Source organism: Gordonia asplenii, from assembly GCF_012933505.1.
GTDB classification, from domain to species: domain Bacteria; phylum Actinomycetota; class Actinomycetes; order Mycobacteriales; family Mycobacteriaceae; genus Gordonia; species Gordonia asplenii.
Map to the genome: position 1 here is coordinate 125,821 of NZ_JABBNB010000005.1, position 22,705 is coordinate 148,525.

Annotated in this window: 32 protein-coding genes; 10 read left to right on the forward strand and 22 right to left on the reverse strand. The window is 62.4% G+C overall.

Going from position 1 to position 22,705, the window contains the following annotated elements:
- The 18 genes from HH308_RS06430 to HH308_RS30665 all read right to left on the reverse strand — a co-directional run bounded on the left by HH308_RS06430 (position 1) and on the right by HH308_RS30665 (position 7,761).
- A complete protein-coding gene (locus HH308_RS06430) occupies positions 1-282 on the reverse strand; it encodes a hypothetical protein (RefSeq protein WP_170193354.1) in 282 nt (93 codons plus the stop codon).
- The gene (locus HH308_RS06435; protein WP_170193355.1) at positions 279-821 is read right to left on the reverse strand and encodes a crossover junction endodeoxyribonuclease RuvC; all 543 of its coding nucleotides are present in this window, start codon (positions 819-821) and stop codon (positions 279-281) included. The genes HH308_RS06430 and HH308_RS06435 overlap by 4 nt, the downstream gene beginning before the upstream one ends.
- Complete coding sequence (locus HH308_RS06440; protein WP_170193356.1) at positions 818-1,090, reverse strand: hypothetical protein; 273 nt, start codon at positions 1,088-1,090, stop codon at positions 818-820. Before HH308_RS06440 ends, HH308_RS06435 begins: the two co-directional genes overlap by 4 nt.
- Positions 1,087-1,335: a hypothetical protein gene (locus HH308_RS06445; RefSeq protein WP_170193357.1), complete on the reverse strand. Its 249-nt coding sequence runs from the start codon at positions 1,333-1,335 to the stop codon at positions 1,087-1,089. The genes HH308_RS06440 and HH308_RS06445 overlap by 4 nt, the downstream gene beginning before the upstream one ends.
- The gene (locus tag HH308_RS06450; RefSeq protein ID WP_170193358.1) at positions 1,335-1,805 is read right to left on the reverse strand and encodes a hypothetical protein; all 471 of its coding nucleotides are present in this window, start codon (positions 1,803-1,805) and stop codon (positions 1,335-1,337) included. The genes HH308_RS06445 and HH308_RS06450 overlap by 1 nt, the downstream gene beginning before the upstream one ends.
- The gene (locus HH308_RS06455) at positions 1,802-2,068 is read right to left on the reverse strand and encodes an FDXHR family putative zinc-binding protein (protein ID WP_170193359.1); all 267 of its coding nucleotides are present in this window, start codon (positions 2,066-2,068) and stop codon (positions 1,802-1,804) included. The genes HH308_RS06450 and HH308_RS06455 overlap by 4 nt, the downstream gene beginning before the upstream one ends.
- A gap of 108 nt (positions 2,069-2,176) precedes the next feature.
- Positions 2,177-2,404: a zinc finger domain-containing protein gene (locus HH308_RS06460; protein WP_170193360.1), complete on the reverse strand. Its 228-nt coding sequence runs from the start codon at positions 2,402-2,404 to the stop codon at positions 2,177-2,179.
- Between the two features lie 136 nt (positions 2,405-2,540).
- Positions 2,541-2,969 carry a helix-turn-helix domain-containing protein gene (locus HH308_RS06465; RefSeq protein WP_170193361.1) on the reverse strand — a complete coding sequence of 143 codons (429 nt, stop codon included), beginning with the start codon at positions 2,967-2,969 and terminating at the stop codon, positions 2,541-2,543.
- Positions 2,970-3,198: 229 nt separating this feature from the next.
- Positions 3,199-3,528, reverse strand: a complete 330-nt coding sequence (locus HH308_RS06470) for a DUF7171 family protein (protein ID WP_170193362.1) — start codon at positions 3,526-3,528, stop codon at positions 3,199-3,201.
- Positions 3,529-4,632, reverse strand: coding sequence for a hypothetical protein (locus HH308_RS06475; protein ID WP_211188225.1), 1,104 nt, complete (start codon positions 4,630-4,632; stop codon positions 3,529-3,531).
- The gene (locus tag HH308_RS06480; RefSeq protein WP_170193363.1) at positions 4,629-5,486 is read right to left on the reverse strand and encodes a PD-(D/E)XK nuclease-like domain-containing protein; all 858 of its coding nucleotides are present in this window, start codon (positions 5,484-5,486) and stop codon (positions 4,629-4,631) included. The genes HH308_RS06475 and HH308_RS06480 overlap by 4 nt, the downstream gene beginning before the upstream one ends.
- A complete protein-coding gene (locus tag HH308_RS06485) occupies positions 5,483-5,824 on the reverse strand; it encodes a hypothetical protein (RefSeq protein WP_170193364.1) in 342 nt (113 codons plus the stop codon). Before HH308_RS06485 ends, HH308_RS06480 begins: the two co-directional genes overlap by 4 nt.
- Positions 5,821-6,222 carry a hypothetical protein gene (locus tag HH308_RS06490; RefSeq protein WP_170193365.1) on the reverse strand — a complete coding sequence of 134 codons (402 nt, stop codon included), beginning with the start codon at positions 6,220-6,222 and terminating at the stop codon, positions 5,821-5,823. Before HH308_RS06490 ends, HH308_RS06485 begins: the two co-directional genes overlap by 4 nt.
- The gene (locus HH308_RS06495) at positions 6,219-6,638 is read right to left on the reverse strand and encodes a hypothetical protein (RefSeq protein WP_170193366.1); all 420 of its coding nucleotides are present in this window, start codon (positions 6,636-6,638) and stop codon (positions 6,219-6,221) included. The genes HH308_RS06490 and HH308_RS06495 overlap by 4 nt, the downstream gene beginning before the upstream one ends.
- A gap of 68 nt (positions 6,639-6,706) precedes the next feature.
- The gene (locus HH308_RS06500) at positions 6,707-6,889 is read right to left on the reverse strand and encodes a hypothetical protein (RefSeq protein WP_170193367.1); all 183 of its coding nucleotides are present in this window, start codon (positions 6,887-6,889) and stop codon (positions 6,707-6,709) included.
- Entirely contained in the window at positions 6,882-7,247 is a 366-nt protein-coding gene (locus HH308_RS06505; RefSeq protein WP_170193368.1) for a hypothetical protein, read from the reverse strand. The genes HH308_RS06500 and HH308_RS06505 overlap by 8 nt, the downstream gene beginning before the upstream one ends.
- Positions 7,241-7,486: a helix-turn-helix domain-containing protein gene (locus tag HH308_RS06510; protein WP_170193369.1), complete on the reverse strand. Its 246-nt coding sequence runs from the start codon at positions 7,484-7,486 to the stop codon at positions 7,241-7,243. The genes HH308_RS06505 and HH308_RS06510 overlap by 7 nt, the downstream gene beginning before the upstream one ends.
- On the reverse strand, positions 7,483-7,761 hold the full coding sequence (locus HH308_RS30665) for a helix-turn-helix domain-containing protein (RefSeq protein ID WP_376767181.1): 279 nt from the start codon (positions 7,759-7,761) through the stop codon (positions 7,483-7,485). Before HH308_RS30665 ends, HH308_RS06510 begins: the two co-directional genes overlap by 4 nt.
- Positions 7,762-7,890: 129 nt before the next feature.
- Here HH308_RS30665 and HH308_RS06520 point away from each other — a divergent pair, with 129 nt between their 5' ends.
- Positions 7,891-8,187, forward strand: coding sequence for a helix-turn-helix domain-containing protein (locus HH308_RS06520; protein WP_170193371.1), 297 nt, complete (start codon positions 7,891-7,893; stop codon positions 8,185-8,187).
- A 243-nt stretch (positions 8,188-8,430) separates the two neighbouring features.
- Here the strand turns inward: HH308_RS06520 and HH308_RS06525 are convergent, their stop codons facing one another.
- Together HH308_RS06525 and HH308_RS06530 are read right to left on the reverse strand one after the other, a co-directional pair.
- Complete coding sequence (locus HH308_RS06525) at positions 8,431-9,174, reverse strand: glutamine amidotransferase (RefSeq protein WP_170193372.1); 744 nt, start codon at positions 9,172-9,174, stop codon at positions 8,431-8,433.
- A gap of 61 nt (positions 9,175-9,235) precedes the next feature.
- Positions 9,236-10,405: a TetR/AcrR family transcriptional regulator gene (locus tag HH308_RS06530; RefSeq protein ID WP_170193373.1), complete on the reverse strand. Its 1,170-nt coding sequence runs from the start codon at positions 10,403-10,405 to the stop codon at positions 9,236-9,238.
- Between the two features lie 94 nt (positions 10,406-10,499).
- Between HH308_RS06530 and HH308_RS06535 the strand changes: the two genes are divergently transcribed.
- Positions 10,500-11,657 (forward strand): acyl-CoA dehydrogenase family protein, encoded by a 1,158-nt coding sequence (locus HH308_RS06535; RefSeq protein WP_170193374.1) that lies wholly within the window; start codon positions 10,500-10,502, stop codon positions 11,655-11,657.
- 310 nt (positions 11,658-11,967) lie between these two features.
- On the opposite strand, the gene HH308_RS06540 is transcribed toward HH308_RS06535, so the two are convergent.
- Entirely contained in the window at positions 11,968-12,813 is an 846-nt protein-coding gene (locus HH308_RS06540) for a mycofactocin-coupled SDR family oxidoreductase (RefSeq protein WP_170193375.1), read from the reverse strand.
- Between the two features lie 436 nt (positions 12,814-13,249).
- Here HH308_RS06540 and HH308_RS06545 point away from each other — a divergent pair, with 436 nt between their 5' ends.
- The 8 genes from HH308_RS06545 to HH308_RS06580 all read left to right on the forward strand — a co-directional run bounded on the left by HH308_RS06545 (position 13,250) and on the right by HH308_RS06580 (position 21,871).
- Positions 13,250-14,308, forward strand: a complete 1,059-nt coding sequence (locus tag HH308_RS06545; protein WP_170193376.1) for an aminotransferase class V-fold PLP-dependent enzyme — start codon at positions 13,250-13,252, stop codon at positions 14,306-14,308.
- A 72-nt stretch (positions 14,309-14,380) separates the two neighbouring features.
- Complete coding sequence (locus HH308_RS06550; protein ID WP_170193377.1) at positions 14,381-15,877, forward strand: aldehyde dehydrogenase family protein; 1,497 nt, start codon at positions 14,381-14,383, stop codon at positions 15,875-15,877.
- Positions 15,878-15,945: 68 nt separating this feature from the next.
- Positions 15,946-16,149 carry a hypothetical protein gene (locus tag HH308_RS06555; RefSeq protein WP_170193378.1) on the forward strand — a complete coding sequence of 68 codons (204 nt, stop codon included), beginning with the start codon at positions 15,946-15,948 and terminating at the stop codon, positions 16,147-16,149.
- Positions 16,150-16,182: 33 nt separating this feature from the next.
- A complete protein-coding gene (locus tag HH308_RS06560; protein WP_170193379.1) occupies positions 16,183-17,667 on the forward strand; it encodes a cytosine permease in 1,485 nt (494 codons plus the stop codon).
- 14 nt (positions 17,668-17,681) lie between these two features.
- Positions 17,682-18,587 (forward strand): NAD(P)-dependent oxidoreductase, encoded by a 906-nt coding sequence (locus HH308_RS06565; protein ID WP_170193380.1) that lies wholly within the window; start codon positions 17,682-17,684, stop codon positions 18,585-18,587.
- Between the two features lie 227 nt (positions 18,588-18,814).
- Positions 18,815-19,537, forward strand: coding sequence for an N-acyl homoserine lactonase family protein (locus HH308_RS06570; RefSeq protein WP_281362940.1), 723 nt, complete (start codon positions 18,815-18,817; stop codon positions 19,535-19,537).
- 32 nt (positions 19,538-19,569) lie between these two features.
- Positions 19,570-20,262, forward strand: coding sequence for a GntR family transcriptional regulator (locus HH308_RS06575; protein ID WP_211188227.1), 693 nt, complete (start codon positions 19,570-19,572; stop codon positions 20,260-20,262).
- Positions 20,263-20,548: 286 nt separating this feature from the next.
- On the forward strand, positions 20,549-21,871 hold the full coding sequence (locus tag HH308_RS06580; RefSeq protein WP_312870420.1) for an MmgE/PrpD family protein: 1,323 nt from the start codon (positions 20,549-20,551) through the stop codon (positions 21,869-21,871).
- Between the two features lie 93 nt (positions 21,872-21,964).
- Here HH308_RS06580 and HH308_RS06585 read toward each other — a convergent pair whose 3' ends face one another.
- Positions 21,965-22,705 (reverse strand): cache domain-containing protein, encoded by a 741-nt coding sequence (locus HH308_RS06585; RefSeq protein WP_170193383.1) that lies wholly within the window; start codon positions 22,703-22,705, stop codon positions 21,965-21,967.

Below are 22,705 nucleotides of genomic sequence, written 5' to 3' on the forward strand. Positions count from 1 at the left end.
TCACAGCTCCTCGCTCGGGTAGACGAGTTTCGCTGTGTCGCAAGGCCACGTGGCAAGAAACCCGATCCGGGTGTAACACGAGGAACACACGTCGTCACCTGGGTACTGGGCCAGACGGTGATGCAGTGCCCGGATCGGCGCGAGAGCCTCGCGGGCGGCTGCCTTCACCAGGAACGCGATCTGGCTGTCCGGTGATGATGCAAGAAGCTCTGCGGCCTGCGTGTCCGAGCCAACAATTCCTGCCCACGCCCGTTGTGCCGCTTCGACGGCTGGATCACTCATGGCCACACCACCTTGGCCAGCACCTCACGGTGACGCTCCAGCACGTTGAACCACACCGTGCCACCCAGATGGACCCACCCCATCGTGGCCATCGCCAACGCGTCCGCCTCATCATCGGAGGCCACGTCGACGCCAGGCCACATCTTGGCCACCGCCATCGCCACCGCGATCTTGTCCGCGTTGCCCTTCCCCGCCGCGAACTGCTTGACCTTGACCGGCACGATGATCACCTTGGGGAGCTGGCAGGCGACGAGCGCGTCATACAGCTTGCCCCACAACCAGTTCCGCTCCAGCACCTTGCCGGTGTTGGACATGAACGCCGGGCCCTCCATCAACACCAGGTCCGCGTCACGCGGGATCAGCCGCATCACCTTGTCGCGGATCGTGGTGATCCGCAGGCAGGAGGCGTCGTAGCCGTCACCCTTGTGGCCGGCAGTGCGCACGGAGTGGAGCTCGACGGTGGGTTTGCCGGTGCCCTGGCTGCGGATGATGGCGACGCCCGTGGACGTCAGGCTGGGATCGATTGCCGCGACGATCATTCGGTGGCCTCACTCTCGGCCGCGATGGTGATGGTGGCGTGCCAGTCGTTGAGGGCGTCCTGCGTCTCGGTGTCGGACACGCCGATCGGCCGTTCGATTGCCTGGCGGGTCAGCGCGCCCAGCGCGGTCGCCGCAGCCAGCGCCAGGGTGGCGTGGATCGCGGCGAGTGCGCGCAGTTCACGGTTCTCGCATTCGGTGACGTCGTCGTCCCAGTAGCGGGCCTTGGCCAGGAGGCGTTCAGCTTGCCGGTAGTGCTCGTGACCATTCACCAGGTAGCCCCCGATCCGGTACGGATGTACCGCGCGATGTCGTCCGCGATGACGGCCAACGACGAGGTGGTCATCGCCGGGGTTCTCGTGGTCCATTGGACGGCCAGTTCCATTGCCCGGAGCCGCAACTGCTGGTCATCCAGGACGGGGTAGTCGGGTGCCGCAGGTGCGGTGACCAGCAGATCCATGAAGGCGACGTACCAGGCCTCCAGCTTCTCGGCCCAACGGCGGAGTGCGTCGCTCATCAGGCACCTGCCTCGGCTGCCAGGATCGCGGCGTACGCGACGTCCTCCCAGCTGGCCCCGGACTGGTTGGCGCGTATGTCCGCGGCGACCTTCTTGGCCAGCTGCCGGACAGGGTCGTTGTCGCGCGTGACCTGCTCGACGCGGGCGCGGATGCGGGCGATGATCGCGTCGTAGTCGACGTCGTCTGCGATGCCCAGCGCCTCCAGCATGTCCGCGGTCAGCTGGAGCAACACGACGTCGCCGGTGTCGGCCTCACGCTCGTGGACGCTCATGGGGATCAGCCCGGCGGCTTCGGCCGCGGCTTGCGTATGCCAGTCGGAGGGCCCGCCGCTGATGGCGTTGATCGACCGCCACGGGCGGTCATCGGCGGTGTCGTTGGTGAGCACCCACACGCACCTGTCGGTGGGGTGCTTCCACCAGGAGCCCACGGTGGCGTGGGCCGCATCATGGATGGGGTAGGGGTTGGTCACTGGTCTTCTCCTGCCGAGTAGATCGGGTTGTTGCCGGGGTGCTGCCAGCCGGGCCAATCGCGGTCGGCGCGGACCAGTCCGGTTTCCTGCGGGGTCTTGCACGCGGAGCCTCGACGGTGGGCATCGAACCCGCTGACGGACGTGAATGTCTCGTGGCAGCCGGAGCAGTGGCATGCCGCGCGTCCGGTCCACCACGCGGGGCAACGTGGGCATCGGATCGCGTGATCCGGGATGTGTTTCACGGTCGGGGTGGGGCTGGTCATGGTCGTCCTCTCGTGTCCGCGATTTGCGGCTCGTTGTTCTCGGGTTGGGGTATTTGTTCGTCGGGGCCGCGAAAGTCCGCGCACGGCACCTCCTGAGGCCAGCAATCGCTATCCGGGTTCCGACGCTTGAGCGTCCAAGTCAACTATCGGGTCACCATCTGACTGTGGCATCGGTTTCCGCGCGAACACGATCCGCGACGCATGCGCCGGCAGATGCGTGGTCGGCTGCCCCGTCCACTGGTTGCGGCACACCGTGCCCGGCGGCATGTGGCAGTCCGGGCACACCACGGTGTTGGCCTCCGCGCGGATCGCGTGCCACTCCGCGGACTTACCCATCCGCTTCTCCTCTCGATTGAAAATCTGCTGCGGTCGGTTGCTCGCGCGCGACGTAACGTCCCCTGCTCACGTAACAACTCGGTTCGTAGCTGGGTGGTTATTAGTGAAGGTTCAAGGTGTCCAGTGACAGGACCCCTTAGGTGTCCAGTGACAGGACCCCACTGGGGTCCAGTGGTTGGACACCACTCTGGCGTTTGACCGCCCGCAGGCTGGCCCGCTCCAGCTCCTCCTGTTGGCTCGGGTCCATGTCGTCGTCGACGATCCCCTGAACGTGGAGTGCGTCTGGGTGGTTGAGGTAGTAGCGATTGGAGCGATGAGATCCATTCGGTCGTGTCCTGCTGGCGACCATCACGAGGTCCATCGACTCCAGCTCTGCGATGACTCCCCACACCCGCGACCTGCTCAGCCCGGTCTCCGCCATGATCAGCCGCACGCTCGGGAAGCATGAGTACGACTGGTCAACGCGCCCAGCGAGATTGACCAGAACCAACTTCTGGGCAGGGGTCTCGGTGTCGACGGACCAGGCCCAGGCAACGGCCTTGTAACCTGCGCCGTTACCTGACACGGGGTCTCCCTTCTGGCAGTTCAATCCACGGGTCGTCCGCGGGGTCGTATGGCAGGGGTGTGGAGGGTGGCCGGATCGGGGAGGAGCGGGGCTCAAACCCCAGCGCGTCCAGGGCCTGTGCGTGGGTGCGTGGGGCGTCGTCTTTCCACTCGTCGTACTCGCCCCAGTCGAAGCTCATGACCGGCCACCGGCCCGGCTGGGCGCGCAGGACGCGCGCCCAGCCAGCCGGTCAGGCATCAGCGTCCGGGTCGTAGTCGCCCATCGCCTCATCCATCGGGATCTGATTCGGATCGACGTCGCGCTCCGACGCGGCCTGGACCAGCTGGGGAGGCTTGGAGTCGATCACCTTGAACCCGATGATTTCCCGGTCGCCGTCCTTGATGTGGTCGCTGGTCACCTTGGTCAGCTCTACCCGCACCACGAGGGTGTACACGTCGCCGCGGTGATCGCGCGGGTCGCCGAGAAACTCGTATTGCGTGGTGGGTTTGCCGCTGAACTGGTGCAGGTACATGCCCTCACTGGTGCCTCCAGTTCCGTTGTGGTTCTTGACTTCTGCCATCTACTTGCCTTCCCTCGTGAACTCCGACACGATCGTGTCGGCCTCGTCGTGCGTGAGGTCTGTGATCTTCTCGATGCCCCGGTTGACCTGCGCGCCAAGCCAATTGGCCTGCTCGTCGGCGGGTACCTTCTCGTCGGACATCACGGCGCGCACCCTGGCCAGCTGCGTGCGAGTGGCTGGCTTCGGCTCGGCCGGTTCGCTCAGCGACTCCTTGAGCTTCTCCATCAGATCCTCGGGCGGGTCCGTTGATTCACGGGGAGACTGTTGCACTGTGACCTGGTTATTGGCGGCCTGCTGGGTCGGGCCGGTCAGGTCTTCCACGCTGGCCGCGCGCGACGGGAACTCCTCCGCGACGGTGGTCTCCCCGTTCTCGATGGCCCGCCCGATGACGCGCAGGATCGCGAGGTCTTGTCCGGTCCACCCGTTAGTACCGCGGCCCTGCCTGGCCTCCAGCTGCTCGACGTTGACGCCCAGTTCGGCGAACAGCCCGACGGCCGCGGCGATCCGCTCGGCCAGCGGCTTACCGCCGCCGTCGGCCAGCGTCTTGCGGGAGTTGGCCTTAGCCCGGTCGACGTACCAGGACGGCAGGACGGACAAGATCATCTCCCGCATCCTCCTGGCACCCTGGTTGGCGATCAGCTCATAGATGTCGCGGGTGTCGGTCAGCTTGACCGACCCTTCCTTGCGTTCCCGGATGTGCTTGACGATGAACGTGGTGCTGTCACGCACGTTGGACTCCAGGTCCCACGCGGTGGCCATCACCTCCGACTCGCCCTTGACGTCGTCGCGCCTCAGCTCCACCAACCCGTAGGTGATGTTGCCCCAGCATCGGGCCAGCGTCTTGGCCAGCGTGATCGACGGGCCGGTCACCGCGGACCCGCCACGGGAGTACCGGTAGAACGCGCGCTCCGCGACGTCCATGATCGCGGTCTCCTCATCCAGCATCGCGACGGCGTGCGCTGTGATGCGCGGTGTCTGCTTGGCCACCACCACCATCGCCTGGACCTCCGCGACGGCGCGGGACTGCTCGATGCTGGTGGCCTGCGATTCCACGCGCGGCGCTGCCGGAAGCATCGGCTCGTAGTTGTTGGCTGCTTGGTTCATGCCTGTAGTGCCCTCTCGGCGTCGTAGTAGCTGTACTTGGGGATGTCGGTCATGTGGATGCGTGGCTGCCAGGACGGCCACTCGTTGGTGGCCCGGCACTGCGCGTACCGGTCGATGGCGTGCCGGTTGAGGGTGCGCCCCAGCTGCACCGCTGAGGAGTCCAGCTGGTTGACGCTGACCCGGTACGGCTCGCTGATCTCCACGACCGCGAACAGGAACGTGGGCTCCTGGTACCCGCTGCCGGTGATGGCGTCCACGTAGAACGGCTGCTGGCAGTGGTAGCCGTACTTGGCCGCGTGCGCCCCAAACGCGGACGGCCGGGCAGTCTTGTCGGTGGTCTTGACATCCAGGATGTACGGGCGATCGGTGTCCAGGCGTGACCAGTCCGGGCGCGCCCGCAACATCACACCGGTCTCCGGGTCCTCCAACCAGATCGACAACTCCGGCTGACCTTCCTCGAGGAGGGGCCCGGCGACGGGGTCGGTGAGCATCGCGTCGGCCGCGGCCTGCCGCGGTGCCATCTCCTTCTTGAGCATCGGCACCCGCCCGCTGTCGTATGCCTCCTGCTTGAGCGCCTTGGCCTTGTCGGTGCGCCAGTCCTTGGCGTCGACGACCAGCACGTCCATGCCCACACCCAGGATCATGGAGTGGATGATGTGGCCGACGTCGAGCGCCTTCTTCTCCTCACGCGTCACCAGGGCCCGCCGGTAGTCATCTGGCGTCGACGGGTGCAGCAGGTTGCGTGCCCCGCTACTCGACAGTGACCCCAGGTCCCCGTGGTAGTCGGCGTCGGTCACCCCGGCGTACACGCCCGGCTTGAATGCGCTGTCTGGCAGCGGCTCCCACACGGTCATCGGTTGCGCCTCCACGTGCCGCGTGAGCGCGCCTTCTTGCGGAACTCCTCCGCATAGGGGCAGTCCCGAAAGTGGCTGACGTACAACCTGATCCCGGCCTCGCGCATGCCCTCCGCTTGGAGCCCGCTGACGACGGACCCGAATGGCAGCCTCGGGTTGCCTTCCTCGTCAGGGCCACGCTTGTGGATGATCAAGTTCCCATCGCTGGCGGGTGCCACGTCCACGGGCATCCGCTTGTTCTTGACGGTCTCCACGAAGAAGAACTGCTCGTGGCACCGCTTACACCGGACGAACGATCCACGGTCCGGGACGAAGCTGGGCATCTGACGAGCGGTCATGCCACACCTCGAAACACGCGCTGAATGCCCACCGGCCCGGATGCCTCCACCCGACCGGCCATGATGGCCCCGCGGATGTAGCCGCCCGCGGCATCCGTCGACGGAGCCAGCGTTAAGTCGAAGGACGTGAACTCCCGGCCGGACTCGATCAGCTGCTCCAGCTGATCACGCACATCCCGGTCCAATCGCTGCCGGACGATCCGCGTCATCAGCGTCGTGTAGCCGACCCCCATCCGCTTGGCGATCATCCGATGGCAGTCGACGCCGGACGACCGCAGCCACTGGTAGTCCTCCGCGAACTCCTCATCGGTCAGGCGACGCTTGCGCCACCGGTCCTCCTCCGGCACCTCCCACCCCGCGTCGAGCAGGGCCTCCAGATCATCGATCGACAGGGTCACTGCTCCCACCGCCCGTACACGCACGCCCACCCGTTCAACAGCAGCTTCGGCCCGTACACCGCGTCCCACTCGATCTGACCGGTCAGCGTCGCCGTCAGCGCCTGCCGCAGCTCACTGAGCCCACCATCGAGCCACACCTCATGCGGCCACTCCTCCGGATGATCCGGCCGGTGACAGACGCACAACTCCCACGCGGTGGTCTCACCCGGCGCGGTGCAATCCATCTCCCGCCGGGAGATCCACTGCTCCATCGCGGGCCGCGACTGCGCCCAGTCCACCACGACCGTCAGACCCGGCCACTCTCCCAGCCACTGGGGCAGGACCAGGCGCGGACTGCGGGAAACCACGTACCCATTCAACTGTGACCGCGGGATCTGCTCCACCGCGTCGTCGGCTGCTATCGTTGGCACTTGCATCTGGGATTGTCCTCTCGGTTGCTCGGACCGGCCTTCTTCCAGTGGGGGCCGGTCCTTCATCTCCTGGGTCATCGGCTGATCTTCCTGAGTCCGGGCCCCATCACCCGCGCCAACGCCCGCGCCTGCTCCGGGGTGGGCACACCATGCTTGACGCGGTGCACCCGGTCGTAGCGTTGCTGCCGCTCGATCCGCTCCACCAGCGCGGACACACGCAGCTTCTGTGCCTTGCTCATCGGTACTGTGCTACTCACTGGAATCACCACCGAGAGGACGCACATGTCGAAGGCTTTTGAGTCGCTGAACAATGCGCTGGACCCCCGCGCGCAGATAACCCGGACGTTCGTTGCCGAAGCGATGGAGGCTGCCGACCGGAAGGATGGCCTTGGAATCGGAGACCTGCTGGTCCTCGTCGCTCGCGCCCTTGAGCGCATCGAACTCGCGCAGCACGGCGAGTGACGTCTCAATCTCCCTGTCCAGCCGCTCGCGACTGGACTGCGGTGCATCAAAACGCGGGGCGGAGAAGTACACGCGGTCAGCGCGGAGACTCTTCACACCTTCGCTCTGTCCCGTGGCGTCCCCATCACCATCATCTGGGACTGTGGTCACCATGCCGACCCCTGCATCAGACGCTCAACCGTCACGCCCAGAGCCCGGGCGTACTGCTCCAGCTCATCGCAGTTGATCGGGTACAGGCCATTGAGGCGGCGGGACAAGCTAGCAATGTTGGTGTCCACCATGCGGGCGAACACCGTTTGAGAGATTCGCTGCTCACCCAGGAGTCCGCGGACGTTACGCCCCACGGCCTGGCTCAGCGACTCCGACTGAGACTGGACAATCGCGAGCGTCATGCCGTCGCCTCCAGGAGCCGCGCCGGGGTGGAGTGGACGATCCGGGCGACCCGGACCAGCTCTGCCACAGTCCAAGGCGTCTGACCGTTAAGTCGTCTGGCCACGGCTTGCTGGGTGGTACGGAGTCCTGACGCCAGGTCCCCCTGTGTCATCTTCCGGCGCGCAAGCTCTGCCCGGATGTTGTCATTCAGTGCGAAGATTTCAGGCGGCGGGGCGTTGCGGCGCACCCGCTTGATCGTTGGTCGGTCATCCACTGCTGTATTCATGGTGAACATGGGTAGTCGACAAACGAATAACAATCAAGTAGTTCGTTCATTTCGGGCGTGTCTTCCCAGTTCGCGCAACAGTTGCTCTACTCGCCAATCGATTAGCGGCAACACGAAAAACGTGTAAAGTGTGGCGACATGACTACTTCAACTTCGCACGAACTAAGTACTGAAACGCCGAATGACGCTGCCGCGAGACGCTTGAGAGGGCTCCTCGCCCAGGATCGGATCAGCGCATCCTCCGTCGCGACCGCGATCGGAATGAGGCAGCCCGCGATGTCGCGACGGACACGTGGGGTCACAGAGTTCACGATCAATGAGTTGTTCGCCATCTGCGACTGGCTGGGCTATGAGCCGATGTACCTACTCACCGGCCAGGGAAACGCCAGGCAGACTGAGTCCTTTGTAAGCGAGCGGTCGTCAGTTCAATCCTGACAGGGGGCTCTGACACAAGCTCGGGGATCCGATCGACGGAGTCCCCGAGCTTTGTTCGTTCTCGATGTCACCGCCCTGGTGAGATTCTGCCGCCCATCATGTCGTGGGGGAAACTGGTTTCGCTACTGGCTTGCTCCGACCTGGACTTGCGTGGTCGGGCGCCTACGAAATCAGTACGTAGTTGTCCCGCCGAGGGCAATCTGCCCTTACTGACCTGCTATCGTGCCGACTTCGGAACGGGTGTCACCGCGAGTACCGCTCGACGAACCGGCGCAGGATTGCGCCGGTGTGGGTGACGTCGTAGTGGCGGGCGTCGGCCTTCAGTTGATCGGCGGTCTCGGGGGCGAAGTATCCGTGATTGCGATACGCGTCGATCCGGGTGCACAGACCGTCGAGGTCGAGTTCGGCGTGGAACTGCGTCGCATATACGTTGGCGCCCACTCGAAATGCCTGGATCGGGCATGCCGCCGACGACGCCAGCGTGACAGCCTGCGCGGGCAACACGCTGGCCGCCTCCTTGTGACCGCCGTAGGCGTCGAATGTCGCGGGCAGCGGCGCGAAGATCGGGTCCGCGGTCCCGTCCGCGGTCAGTGTGACCGTCAGACCGCCGACCGGTTCGCTGTGGGTGCGGTCGACCGTCGCACCGATCACGGCGCCGAGTGTCCCGACGCCGTAACAGCAGCCGAGGAACGGGAAGTCCTCAGCGACGACGCGCGTCAGGAGGTCGAAGAGCTCGGCTTCGGTACGTTTCTGCGTCTGCGACTTCGAGTCGCTGGGATCGCTGACGTTGAACGGACCGCCGCCGAGCACGATGCCCGACCAGTCGTCGAGGTCGATCCGGCCGAGTGGTTGACGCGTGAGAACGATTCGGCGCAAACGTGATTCGTCGAGACCGCCGAAGCGCATGACCGCGTCGTACTCCTCGGCGGCCGCATCGTGTTCGGCGCGGATCGACAACAGTAGAAACGGTGCGTTGGCATCGGGCACGGCATCACAGAGTAGTCCGCCCGGCGCGCTCCGGTGCGCCAGTTTGCCGGTTCCGCGTGTCTCAGTCACGCGGGGTGATGCCCAACACCGCGCCGCTGATCTCGGCCAGCCGATCGGCCAGGTCGGGTCGTGCGGCGACCTGGCCGGTGCGCGAGGCGTCGTCGGCGACGGCCAGCGCTGCCGGTGCGATGATCCGGGCGTGCGCGGCGTCGAGGTCGGTGCGGACGTCGAGCAGGGTGGCGACCCAGAGTTTGAGGTAGTCGCGCTGGCCCTGCCGCGCGGCCCGACGTTGCGGTTCGGGCAATTGGTGCAGCTCACCGGTGAGCACACTCATCAGGTCACGCTGCTCGACGGCGAATGCGATGTGCGCGTGGAGAAGTCGGGTCAGGCGAGCCGCCGGATCGTCGACGCCGCCGAGCGCTTCGACGACGCCGCGGCGCCGGGCCTCGCCGGCGCGGATCGCGATGGCGCCGAGGATGTCGGCCTTGCTGGGGAAATGCTTGTAGATGTTCGGCCCCGACGTTCCCGCCGCCGCCCCGATGTCCTTGGTGCTCACCGCGGCGTAGCCATGCGCCGAGAAGAGTCGAATCGCTTGTGCGAGAAGCGCTTCGCGGGTGGAGTGCAGCGCGGCGTCGGCGAGCGGCGGGGCGACGGTGGTGCGCGACGACGCGGTCGGCGCGAGTTCGACGCCGCAGACGAGGTGTGCGCTGGATTCGAGCTGGGCGACGAAGTCGTTGCGCGGCAACGACGCTCGGTGCATGCCGGTACTGCCGAACACGGCGAGCGTGGCCCAGGCGAGGAGTGTGGCGTCGTCGTGGGCGATCGCGGGGCGGGTGGTGCTGACGAGCGTGGCGAGGTCGGCGGTCGCGCCGAGCAGGTCGGCGCGCAGGAGTGCGCGGTCGGCCGCGCCGAGGTTGCGTGCTTCGCGCTGCCAGAGCACCGCCGCATACCGTGCGGTGGCGGCACCGTGCGCGCCGCGGCTGATCGCGGTGTCGAGGTCGGGGGCGGCGGTGACGGTGCCGACTCCCGCGATCGCCTGACCGACGACCTCGCGCAACAGTGCCTGTTTGGTGGGGAAGTGCCGGTAGAGCGCGCTGGGCGCGATGGCGACGTCGGAGGCGATGTCGGCGATGGCGACCTGGGCGAAACCGCGGGTGGCGAACAGCGTGGACGCGGCCGCCACGATCTGCTGTCGGCGGTCCGCGGGGCGGCGACGTGGAGAGGGTCGCATCACCAGAACTATACGCATAGAACTGCTTGACAACTGTGGATATTCGACGCAAAGTGAATTTCAAATAACCTAGATCCAGGGATTGAGGCATCGCATGCAGCGCACCATCTACTCGGCCGAGCACGAAGCGTTCCGGCAGACGATCGCCGCGTTCATCGCCAAGGAGATCAGCCCGTTCTACGCGGAGTGGGAGCACGAGGGGCGCGTACCGCGCGAGCTGCTCAAGAAGATGGGCGACCTCGGCGTGATGGGCTTCGACATTCCCGAGGAATACGGCGGAGCGGGCGAGACCAGCTACAAATTCCAGGCGATCATGGACGAGGAGGCCGCCAAGGCCGCGGTGTCGTTCGGCCACTACAGCGTCACCACCGGCATCGTCACGCCGTACCTGCTCAAGCTGGCCAACGACGAACAGCGTCGGCGTTGGCTCCCGGGCATCGCCTCCGGCGACATCTGCCTGGCCATCGCGATGACCGAGCCGGGCACCGGCAGCGATCTCGCCGGCATCAAGACCACGGCCAAGCTCACCGAAGACGGCACCCACTATGTGCTCAACGGATCGAAGACCTTCATCACCGGGGCGCTCAACTCCGAGCTGTGCGTCGTCGTCGCGCGGACGTCGCCGCCGTCGGAGACCAACCGCCGGCTGGGGCTGAGTTTGCTTGTGGTGCCGACGGATTCGCCCGGCTTCGGATACGGGCGCAAGCTGGAGAAGATCGGCCTGAAGGCCAGCGATACCAACGAACTGTCGTTCACCGACGTGCTGGTTCCGGCGGAAAACCTGCTGGGAGAACAGGATCAGGGATTCTTCTACCTCGGCCAGAACCTGCCGCGCGAACGCCTCTCGATCGGCAATGCCGCCGCCGCCAGCGCCTGGGCGGCGATCGGATTCGCGAAAGACTATGTGCAGGAACGACTCGTCTTCGAAAAGCCGGTCGCGGCATTCCAGAACACGAAGTTCGTGCTCGCCGAGTGCGCCGCACAGGCCGACGCGATTCAGGCGCTCGTCGACAAGGGCATCGAACTCGACGACTCCGGCGAGTTGACCGCAGCCGACGCCGCGCGCATCAAACTGTTCGCCACCGAGACGGCCGGTCAGATCATCGACAAATGCCTGCAGTTGCACGGCGGCTACGGCTACATGCTCGAGTATCCGATCGCTCGCCTCTACGCCAACACGCGCGTGAGCCGCATCTTCGGCGGCACCACCGAGGTGATGAAGACGATCATCGCCAAGGAGCTGGGGTTGTAGGTCGCGTGAGACGGCGAGGCACTGCTCGCTCGGCCCTGGCAGCAGCGGCAACCAGTTTGAACGCGCCGATCTTGTCGCTTCAAATGACCGATGTCCTCATCCACTCCGCGTTTCCAGGCGCCGGGTTTATCCGAGGGCGAATTGTTGGCCCAATGAGGGTGACCCAGCAGAATAGGACTGGCCAATAGCCACAGGTCGAGATGAGAGAATTGCAGCGATCAGGCGGTGTGCCATGGACACGCCCAATAGCTGTGTGGCGGTCGCCGGGCGCTTGGCAGTCGTGGGGAATCGCCGGACTTCAGGCCACGGGCTATCCCACTTTGCGGATATATCCTTCGTCGACGAAGAATTCGCTCGCAGTGATGAATCGGCCGGCGTCGGAGGCGAGGAAGAGCATTACTTCGCTGATATCGGTCGGTTCTACCGAGCCGTGGGGCAACAGATGGAGGGACCGGAGCGAGTCGTAGTACTCGTCCTGCGAGATCGTTGCGGTTGTCTCTCCAGGGCACAAGAGGGGGACGAGCATGTCATTCCACATCATGTTGGTCCGGACGATCGAGGGATGGACTGTGTTGACTCTGATGTCGTACTGTCCGAGTTCGCCGGCGAAAGCGCGCATGAGTGCGACGACGCCGAGCTTAGCCGCGTTGTACGCGCCGTGACCTTGCTCGGCGCGGTAGCCGTTCGACGTCGCGGTGAGAACGATTGCTCCGCCTCGTTTGCCTTCAATCATCGATGGTATGGCGGCCTTACACGTGCGCCATACTCCGCTCAGATCGATGTCGAGGGTCGTCTTCCATTGGTCCTCAGTCAGCTGCCAACTGGACTCTGCCATCGTGAAGACGCCGGCATTCGCCAGGACGACATCAATTCGGCCGAACTCGGATAGTCCCTCGGCGACAGCAGCGTCGAGTTGTTCCTGTGATCGCACGTCCGCCTTGCGTGCCACGATCCGTCCGCCCGCCGCTTCGACGAGGCGGACTGTTTCTGCCAGGTCGTCGTCCGTGGCCATCGCGTATTCGAGACCCGCGTGGTTTGTGCAAGCATCGACCGCGATTACGTCGGCGCCTTCCTGTGCGAAGCGAACAGCGTGCGCGCGCCCCTGGCCACGCGCCGCACCTGACACAAACAACACTTTGCCGTCGAAGCGTCCCATGTCTCCACCTTCCGAGTTGAGGATCCCCCAGCAGCGCTCACTGAGCACTTGGGCTGGTGCGATACGCAATATATCTCATGTCGCCGGAATGCGAAAGGTCTTGGTGCGACCGGGGCTCGACTGGGGCGAGATAGTTTTGGGGGCGTCAGAACCCGAGTCCAGCGAGCCGTTGCTCAGCGATGTTGCGGTCTTGTCGCCAGGGTCGGCTCGCATCCTCGAAAAAGCCGCGATGCATCTTGCGCGGAGCGGCCAAGTGTGCGATATATTGGATATGGAAACTGTGAGATCTACCGGTCTAGATGCCGGCTACGACGGTGGACCCCTTGCGGAAGGCTTGGCAGCCGCCGCGAGTTCACCCCCAGGGCGTGTGGTGTCGGCGGTCGGGTATGCGACTGTCTTGGGTGGTGGGCCGGTCTCACCTGATGTTCGAGCTGCGATGTCACTGGCTCTGGAATCTCAATGGCCGGTGCTTGACCTGCAGGAATGGGCAGGCGAGATCATCGCGCGCCACACCGGAGCCGAAGCGGGATGGGTCTCGTGTGGTGCCGGGGCTGGATTGAGTCTGGCCGCAGCCGCATGTATCGCGGGTACGGATCCAGTACTGACCTCAACATTGCCCAACGCAGGTGGCGCCGCTCGCGAGATCATCATTCAGCGCAGCCACCGGCAAAGCTACGATCGTGTCTTCCTTCTGGCTGGCGCGAGCATCCGGGAGATCGGATACCCGGACTCTGATGGGATCGGCGGCACCTACGAGTGGGAACTGGAAGCTGCAATTGGGGCAGAAACTGCCGCTGTCGCGTACTCTGCACATGCCGAGAAGAGTGGAATCTCGCTCAAGCGAATTTGTGAACTGGCACATGCGCACGATCTACCAGTGATTGTTGACGCCGCTGATGCGTTACCTCCCGTTGCCAATTTGACGCGGTTTATCGCTGAAGGTGCGGACCTCGTCGCATTCAGCGGTGGCAAGGCTCTTGGCGGCCCCCAGACATCAGGGATTCTCGCCGGACGCAAGCATCTGATCGAATCCGTCCGAATGCAAGCTCTCGACATGTATGTCGACCCTGCAGCGTGGACCCAACGCTATGGCGAATTGCCCCCGCACCACGGAATCGGTCGAGTGATGAAGGTTGGTAAGGAGCAGATCTTTGGACTCGTTGCTGCACTCGAACAGTTTGCAAATACCGACCATGACCGGATTTGCGCAGATTATGTCGAGTGGCTGTTGAAATTGCGAGGCGCAATCGGTGCCGGTGTAGTGGATCGGTCGTCCTCCTACTATCCGCGTCTGGTCTTGACCACTAGTAACGAAGGAGCCCGAACGATCGCCACGCTCCTGTCTCGTTGTGAGCCACCGATTATAGTGCGTCATCACACGCTGGCCCGAGGGGAGGTCGTCATCTGCCCAGAGTCGGTCGACGAGATAGACCGGAACCACTTGGTGACGTGCTTGCAAAGTGCGTTGCGACTGAATTCGACTGAAGTGCATTGACCGCACACGTCAAGTGCGCGGTAGTAGAAATTCCGCCGTGCACCGATCTCATCGACCACACAGAAAGATGTCATGCCGAATACATTGTTTGAAACTCCCCGCGCTGCAGAAACGTTCTTGCGCGACAGCGAAAAGGGACTTTGGATAAGTAATAAGTACGTCGAAGCCGTCAGCGGTGAGACGATCGAATCGTTCAACCCCGCAACCGGAGAGAAGATTGCGAAAGTCTCCGCTGCCGGAGCCGACGATGTCGACATCGCGGTCGCGTCAGCACGTGAAGCGTTCGACGGTCACTGGTCGCGGATAACCCCTGACAGCCGTGGGCGCCTTCTTTATGACCTGGCGGCCGCCATCGAAGAACATGCGGAAGAACTCGCCGAGCTTGAAACTCTCGACAATGGTAAGCCACTGAGCGCCTCGCGGCGTGATGACTTGCCACTCGCTGCATCCCTGTTTCGCTACTACGCTGGCTGGACGACCAAACATGTAGGCCACACGATCCCGGTCTCATCTGGAAACTTTCATTGTTACACCCGAAACGAGCCGGTCGGCGTCTGCGCGGGTATCATTCCGTGGAACTACCCGCTGGTTGAGGCGGCAATGAAACTGGCGCCAGCGCTGGCCTGCGGCAACGTGATGATAGTCAAGCCGGCAGAGGAGACCCCTGTGTCTATCCTTCGACTGGCCGAACTGATTCGGGATACTGGCTTCCCCCCTGGCGTCGTCAATGTCCTCAACGGTCACGGCGAAACCTGTGGGGCAGTGCTCGCCAGACATTCCGGCGTGGACAAGGTGTCGTTCACCGGTTCGACAGCGGTTGGCCAGAAGATAGTTGAAGCCTCAGCGGGGAATCTCAAGCGCGTTTCGCTCGAACTCGGTGGTAAATCGCCAAACATTGTGTTTGGCGACGCGCCTGAGGGAGCAGTGGAAGGGGCGAGCTGGGCGATCAACTACAACTCCGGACAAGAGTGTACCGCTGGCTCGAGAATCTTTGTAGAAGCAAGCAAGTATGACGACTTCGTTGCAAGCCTTGTCAGCGAGACCGAGAAGCTGAAAGTCGGGCCGGGCCTTGATCCCGGCACAGACCTTGGGCCCCTCGTCTCGCCCGACCAGCTTCAGCGCGTACTCGGGTATGTCGAGCTCGCCCAGCGGGAAGGTGCCACCCTGGAGACAGGCGGGCACCGCCTGGTTGACGAGGCACGAGCCAACGGCAACTTTATCGCGCCGGCAATTCTGACCGACACCACGAACGACATGAAGGTTGTACAGGAAGAAATCTTCGGACCTGTGGTCGCCGTCATGCCGTTCAAATCGGAGGAGGAGCTCGTCGGCAAAGCCAACGATACTCTGTTTGGCCTCGGTGCTGGGATATGGACTTCCGATGTCACGCGAGCTCACCGGATCGCTGCAGCAGTGAAGGCGGGAACCGTATGGGTCAATTGCTATGCGGCCGCCGACCCTGCGGCACCCTTCGGCGGATACAAGATGAGCGGCTACGGGAGAGAACTCGGCAGCAATGCCCTCGATGACTACACCGAAACGAAGTGCGTCTGGATCAACCTGGACTGACCGTCATTCTGGCCTGGCCGCCATAACTGAAACCAAACGCACAGACTTGCACAATGGAGGATCAGATCATGTCCGCAATAGAAGACTTCGACAACGGCGCCGAAACTGACACAATCAACAGTGAGCTCGACGCGCGACTCGCAGCATTGGAGTCTCCAGAGTACCGTGAGTCCGAATCATATCAACTCGGCGATCGGGTCGTTTACAGTTCGGCGTTCTGGCTGGGCGTCGGCATTCTCACGTGGGTCATCACCATTATCGCTTGGCACTAGAATTCATATCACTTCAACGGAAGCAGAACCAGAATGGCAAGGCAATCAGCAACACAGCAAATCGTAACGGAACGCGCACTTACCGCACGGCTGCCGGTGTTGCACAACGAGCGAATATACACCAGCTACTCCACATTCATGTGGACCTGCACCGCCTTTGGCGCCGCGACCTGGGCATACATCATCGGCAGCGCATTGCCGTACGTGGGTAACACCAAAGTCGGTGTGCTCGCATTCTTCGCCGGGCAAGTAGTAGGAATGGTCGCCGTCGCACTGTCGTCTGGCATGCCCTCAGTACGGTACGGCGTCGATACCATCGACGCTGTGAAGACATCGTTCGGTTCGCGGGGGATGGTTATTCCACTTGTCGGACTGATCCTGACTCTCGTCGGCTGGACCTGTGTGTTGGTTGCGCTAACCGCACAAGGCGTAGGTAATGTCGCGACAAACATTCAACACACTGAGTCTGCATCAAAGCTCCTGCTCATTATCGTAGGCGTCGCCGCAGTTCTAGCTACCTGGGTCATCGTCGTACGTGGTCCTTGGTTGTTCGAGCGAATCTCCAACTACATCGCACCTGGACATCTCGTGCTCGCCGGCGTGATGATCGTCATCCTATTGCTCAAGTTTCCGTTCAGCGATCTATTCAATGCGAATATTCCTGCTGCTGACGCGTATACGAGCGATCGGTTGAAAGCGGTGATGCTTGCGTTCGAGTTCGGACTTTCCGGCGCGTTCACGTGGTGGCCGGCGATGGGAGGCCTTACACGATTGGTACAGCGACAGAACCATGTGGTCGGCCCGTCGGTCGTCGGCTGCGGCATCTTCGGGGCGGCGTTCCTGTCCGCGATTGCGGCGGTAGCCGCCGTTAAGGCAGGTACCTACGACCCGACGGTTTGGATGGTAACCCTCGGTGGCAACGTCTTCGGCACCCTGATGGTCGCCTTTCTGATCGCCGCCAATATCCCCACTATGGTGATCATGATCTATCTCGCAGGTATCGCGATACAGCAGATACGAGTGTTCACTCGGTTGCCGTGGGCCGTTGTTGTAGCAATTCTGTTGGTGCCTCCGATGATCTCATCGTTCTATTCCGACTGGGTCATGGCCAACGTTGTCAAGTGGCTGACATACAACGGTCTCATGTTCGCAGGTATCACCGGAATTACTCTCGTTGACTACTTTGTCTTGCGTCGCCAGCAGGTCGACGCACGAAGTCTATTCGTACGTGGTCCAGGGGGAAAGTACTGGTTCTGGGGTGGCTTCAACCTCGTTGCCGTCGCGGTCACAGCGCTTAGCGTCGGTCTGTATTTGTGGCTATTCGATCCAATCACTCTTGATGCAAGAGCTCAGTTTCGGTACGTCGGTGTCTCAATTCCAACGGTGGTCTTATCGGCTCTCGTCTACTACACAGCCATGCGAATCATTGCTATCCCGCTGAGAAAAGGAAGCTACGAACGCTACACGCGATCATCGAATAATGGTGCGACAGCCGTTGTTCCAACAGTCGAACTGTGACGAGGGCTCGCGAAATGAATGGCGACACTTCGGGTAATGTCACTGATATATCTGTCATCGGTGTGGGCAACATCGGCGCCGCGGTGGTGAGGTCACTACTTGCGGCAGGTCACTCGGTGACAGTTTGGAATCGAAGTGAAGAGCGCTGCGCGCCACTTGTTGATGAAGGCGCCCGCTTGGCGAATTCACTTCGTGACGCGGTGCAACGATCGGAGGTAATCCTACTCTGCCTACTTGATTACTCTATTACGGCGCGAGTTCTGGCAACCGACGAAGTGATCAATGCGTTGGCGGGAAAGACCATAGTGCAGTTTGCCACCGGTACTCCTCACAAAGCCGAATCTGAATTCAAGTGGTTAGCTGAACGGCGTGCTTATTATATCGACGGTGCGATTCTCGCCTATCCGCGATCGGTCGGCACGGTTGACTGCAAGATTATTTGCTCGGGCGACCGATCAACATTCGATCGGATCCGACCGATGCTGAATAGCGTTGGAACTGTGCGACACGTAGGAGCGAAGGTATCCACGGCGAACGTCTTGAACCTCAGTGTGGTCGGAGTCTTCTACGAGGTCGCCTTCGCGGCCTTCTTGGAGGGTGCGGCGTTCGCCGACGCACACGGCGCGACCATCGACGAGTTCATGTCGGTCTTCCCGCATGTGGTCTCCGTGCTGGTTGAGTCGGTCGAGTACTCGATCCCGCAGATGAAATCGCATGACTACACCGGCAGCGAGGCATCAGTCGATGTGCACTCAGAAGCGATGACGCAACTCCGTGGCGCGCTGAGCGCCGCGGGCTGCCGCAATGTTCTCATGACTGGCCTCGTCGACTACCTGAAAGCGGCGCAAAGCGAGGGCGCAGGCCAGTTGGAGTTCGCTGCACTCTTCGAAACTATCCGCATGAGTACGTCAAGAAGCTAATAGGAATGCTGTCTGGCGTGAGCTGACGTCACATTCGGACAGCGTCGATCCGGTGACCAGTGACCTGAAACGCGACCTAAATATTCGCCGCGCGGCCCGGAACGCCATTACGAGAGTGTCGCCCGTAATATATTGGGCATATAAAAACAAAAGTAAAGGAGTCTAGAATGTCGTCTTCACCGGCTATCAAGCTGTACGCCATGCATGGCGGGGGGTATCTCTGTGACATGAGTTTCTTGACTGCGGGCCGAAACATCGGTACGGAGGTCGAGATCCCCCTCGGTTACTTCCTCATCGAACATCCGCAAGGCCGCCTCATGTTTGACACAGGCGCGAATCCGAAGGTAGTCCGCGACCCGGAGAACTATCCTTCGACCGCGGCCGGTGCGACGTATCGCGTCCGGGAAGAAGACCTGGCACCCAACAGGTTGGCCGAGATCGGACTACGACCGGAAGACGTCGACCTCGTTGCCAACTCACACCTCCACGATGATCATGCGGGCGGGAACATCTGCTTTTCGCATGCTACGTTCCTCGTACAGTTCGCCGAGCTGCAGGCAGCCTACTGGCCGCAGGTCTATGAGCGGGAAAACTACGTCCGGGAAGCATTTGACCTCCCCGTACACTTCGAGGAGCTCGACGGCGACTACGACGTTTTCGGTGACGGCACTGTCACATTGATTCAAACGCCCGGTCATTCCGCGGGCAGTCAGTCGTTGGTCGTGAAATTGCCCGAAACCGGGACGGTCGTCCTGGCAGCGGACTCGGCATATCTGACGGCGTCGTTAGACGAATTGCTCGTGTCTACCTGGGTCTGGGATCCACGCCTGCAGGTCCGTTCATTCAAGGTCTTGCGCGACTACCGACGTCGTGAGAATGCGCTGGTGATTCCCGGACATGATCGAGAGTTCTGGAAGACCGTCCGAAAGGCCCCCGACTACTACGCGTAGTTCGCACGTGGTGCGCAGTATGCGATATATTGATGACCATGCCGCTTCCAAACACGTCCCGCCCGATCGAGAAGGCCAAACTCCGCGACACGATCTACGACACTCTGCTGGAGTGGATAGTGGACGGGACGTTGGAGCCAGGCGAACGGATCCGTGATGCGGAGCTTGCAGAACATCTTGGTGTGAGTCGGACGCCAGTGCGAGAGGCGCTACAGCAACTCGGTCACGAAGGGCTAATCGAGACGATGGCCAGTCGATCGACATGTGTAGCGCCACTCGATATCGCGGGCGCCGACCACCTTTATCCCATTGTCTGGACGCTTGATGCATTCGCAGTGAGACTCGCGGCCGCGCACTACGGACGGACTGAGCGAGACCAGATGGCCATTGCCAACGCCAAGTTGTCGCGGGCGCTGAGTAAAGGCGACGCGAAGTCTGCACTGACGGCCGACGCGGACTTCCACAACACGCTAGCCATCGCTTCAGGAAATCCCGAGCTGGTGAAGATTCTCGGCGGGTTGAGGACCCAACTCCGACGATTGGAACTCGCGTACTTCCATACCGGATTCGGGCAGTCATCCGTTGATGAGCATGCCAGTATCCAGGCTGCGCTGGACGCAGGAGACGTCGACCGTGCGGTCGGAGCCACTCTCGATCACTGGCAGCGTGGACTCGAGCGCTTCCGAGTCGGAATCTCGGACCTCTCGAGCACTCGCCTCGCCTAGGGAGACACTCTCTGGCCCACAATCGCTTAACGGCTCTAGACGCCGCTGATTTCAAAGGTTGTTGTGCCCTTGGTGCCCGACCCAGCGTGCCGTTCGACACCGCTGGTGCGCCGTGCATACGGTTGCCGGCGTCGTCAGAACGCTGCTGCCGCCGGTAACTGGCAGCCGGGAAACCGGTCATGGGATCGGTGCCCCGAAGTGAAGAGCACGAGCCGGGTGGTGCGAGCTGAGTGCCGAAGTAGACGAGTTGATATGCGAGCAGGCTGCATTCTCATCCACTCTCTTTGTGTCCGAACTGGGCGAATACACCAATGCCGTCTTGACATGGATGAAGAGTCGACCACAACCGGACGCGACGATGCGGACCAGCGCCGAAGGACTAACACCTATGACGACTTCACTAGCCACAACGGCACGTCAACTGGCCCAATGGGCTTCGCGCCTCGTCCCGACGGAGGACGACCTGAGACTTGCGCAGAATGCGCTCACGGACACGATCGCGGTCACGCTGGCTGCGAAAACCCACCCGATAGCGAGGATTGCCTCGCCACTGCCGGCGGGAGCACGCTGGTCGACGTTGGGTCACGTTCTCGACTTCGACGACGTGCACCTGGAATCGACTACGCACATCAGCGTCGTGATTGTGCCGGCCGTTCTGGCGACTGGAGGAGATGCTTCCGCCTATCTCGGTGGTGCCGGAGTCATGGCGCGCCTGGGAACTGCCTTGGGCTGGGGCCACTATTCGCTCGGATGGCATGCCACCTGCACCGCGGGAGCGCCCGCCGCCGCCGTCGCGGCCGGTCTCTCGCTAGGTCTGGACGTCGATCAACTCGCCACCGCTATCGCCTTGGCGATTCCGTGCGCAGGTGGCGTGCAAACGGCGTTCGGAACCTACGCCAAACCGCTCCAGGTCGGACTTGCGACGCAGGCGGGAATCCAGGCGGCACAACTCGCCCGAGCGGGAGCAACCGCGAACGACGCTGCTCTCGACTCGTGGATTGAACTGGTCGGCGGGCGTAAGCCGACGATCGGTTGGGAAGCGTCGGCCGTTCCTGGAGGCCTTGCAATCAAACTCTTCCCTTGCTGCTATGCCATGCAGCGACCGATCGCGGCTGTTCGCATGATCGCCGGCCGATTGCCGAATGACCTCTCAGAGATCGGACACATTGTTGTCACGACACCGCAATCAGGAATCAAACCGCTGATACATGACGCGCCAGATACGGGTTTGGAAGGCAAGTTCAGTCTTCAGTATGCTGTTGCGACCGCTATTCTCGATTCATATCCAGGCTTTGACTCGTTTGGCGACGAAGCTGTTTCCCGGGAAAGTGCGCGAGTGCTCATGGACAAGATCGACATCGAGGTCATACCAGGGGGAACTGGACTACTCGATGGATGCACGTCGATCACGATTGTTACAAACCGGGGCGTAACTATTCAGACTGAGCTCGCCGTACCACCGGGGGCGCCAACGCGGCCTCCGACGGCGACTGAGTTGCTGGAGAAAGCAGGCGCATGCGGCATAGCTGAGTTACCGCCTTTGACGTGGGCCAGCGCAGTAGAACTCCTCGATACCACGTTTCCGCAAGCGCGGACGACTGTCAGCTGATGAGGAATTCTAAGCACTGATCGTCATCCTGGCGATCAAGCGTCATCGAGCTGGGGGATGCGGACATTCCTCGGCGGTCGAGGCCTGTATGCCCTACGAAACATCTGAACTATTCGCGCCTGGGGGAGGCACTTCGGATGTCAGCACTTGCGCGTTTGTGCCGAGAATAATCCAGCTCACCGCGGAGGAGGGAACCGGCGCGGCAAAGTACCGACCTTCGACATCGGGAATACCCCTAATGAGAGTACCGGGCGTCCACGTCGGCGCAGTCGAGACTATAACGCGCTTCTCGTCATTGACTACTGCCGCCTCGCCTAGCGGCCGGAGGTGTTTTCGCATTTTTCGTTCGAAGTTCGTCAAGGCAACATCGGCTGTGGTTACACCCCGGAACTCACCGTCGATCATGAACGGGCGACTAAAAGTCAGACTCGTCACCCCGGTACCGTGCAGGTCGACGAACGGCCCGACGACGGTGGGCCGGAGACTGTCCCGCGTGTCTGTGAACCAGGGCAATGCGGGGTAATCGTAGAACTGCTCGCTGGCGGGATCGAGTACGACGGTCATCCTCACCAACTCACGCGAATCCTGCGTCGGCCGATGCCACCATTCGATAGCCAGGTCAGCGTCGGCGAGGGCGTGCGGGGCAAATACAACGCCCGCGCCGACGAGGTCGCTGGAGTCGGCGCGAAGGTGCCTATGAAGTGCCTGGACGAAGTCCCCGAGGTCAGTGGTCCGCGGTCGAGCCCCCGACCATGACGCATTGCGCCACGCGGCGTGGGCAGCTACATCGACGGCGTCGAGTTGACAGAACAAGTGATCGACGATGCCGGCCAC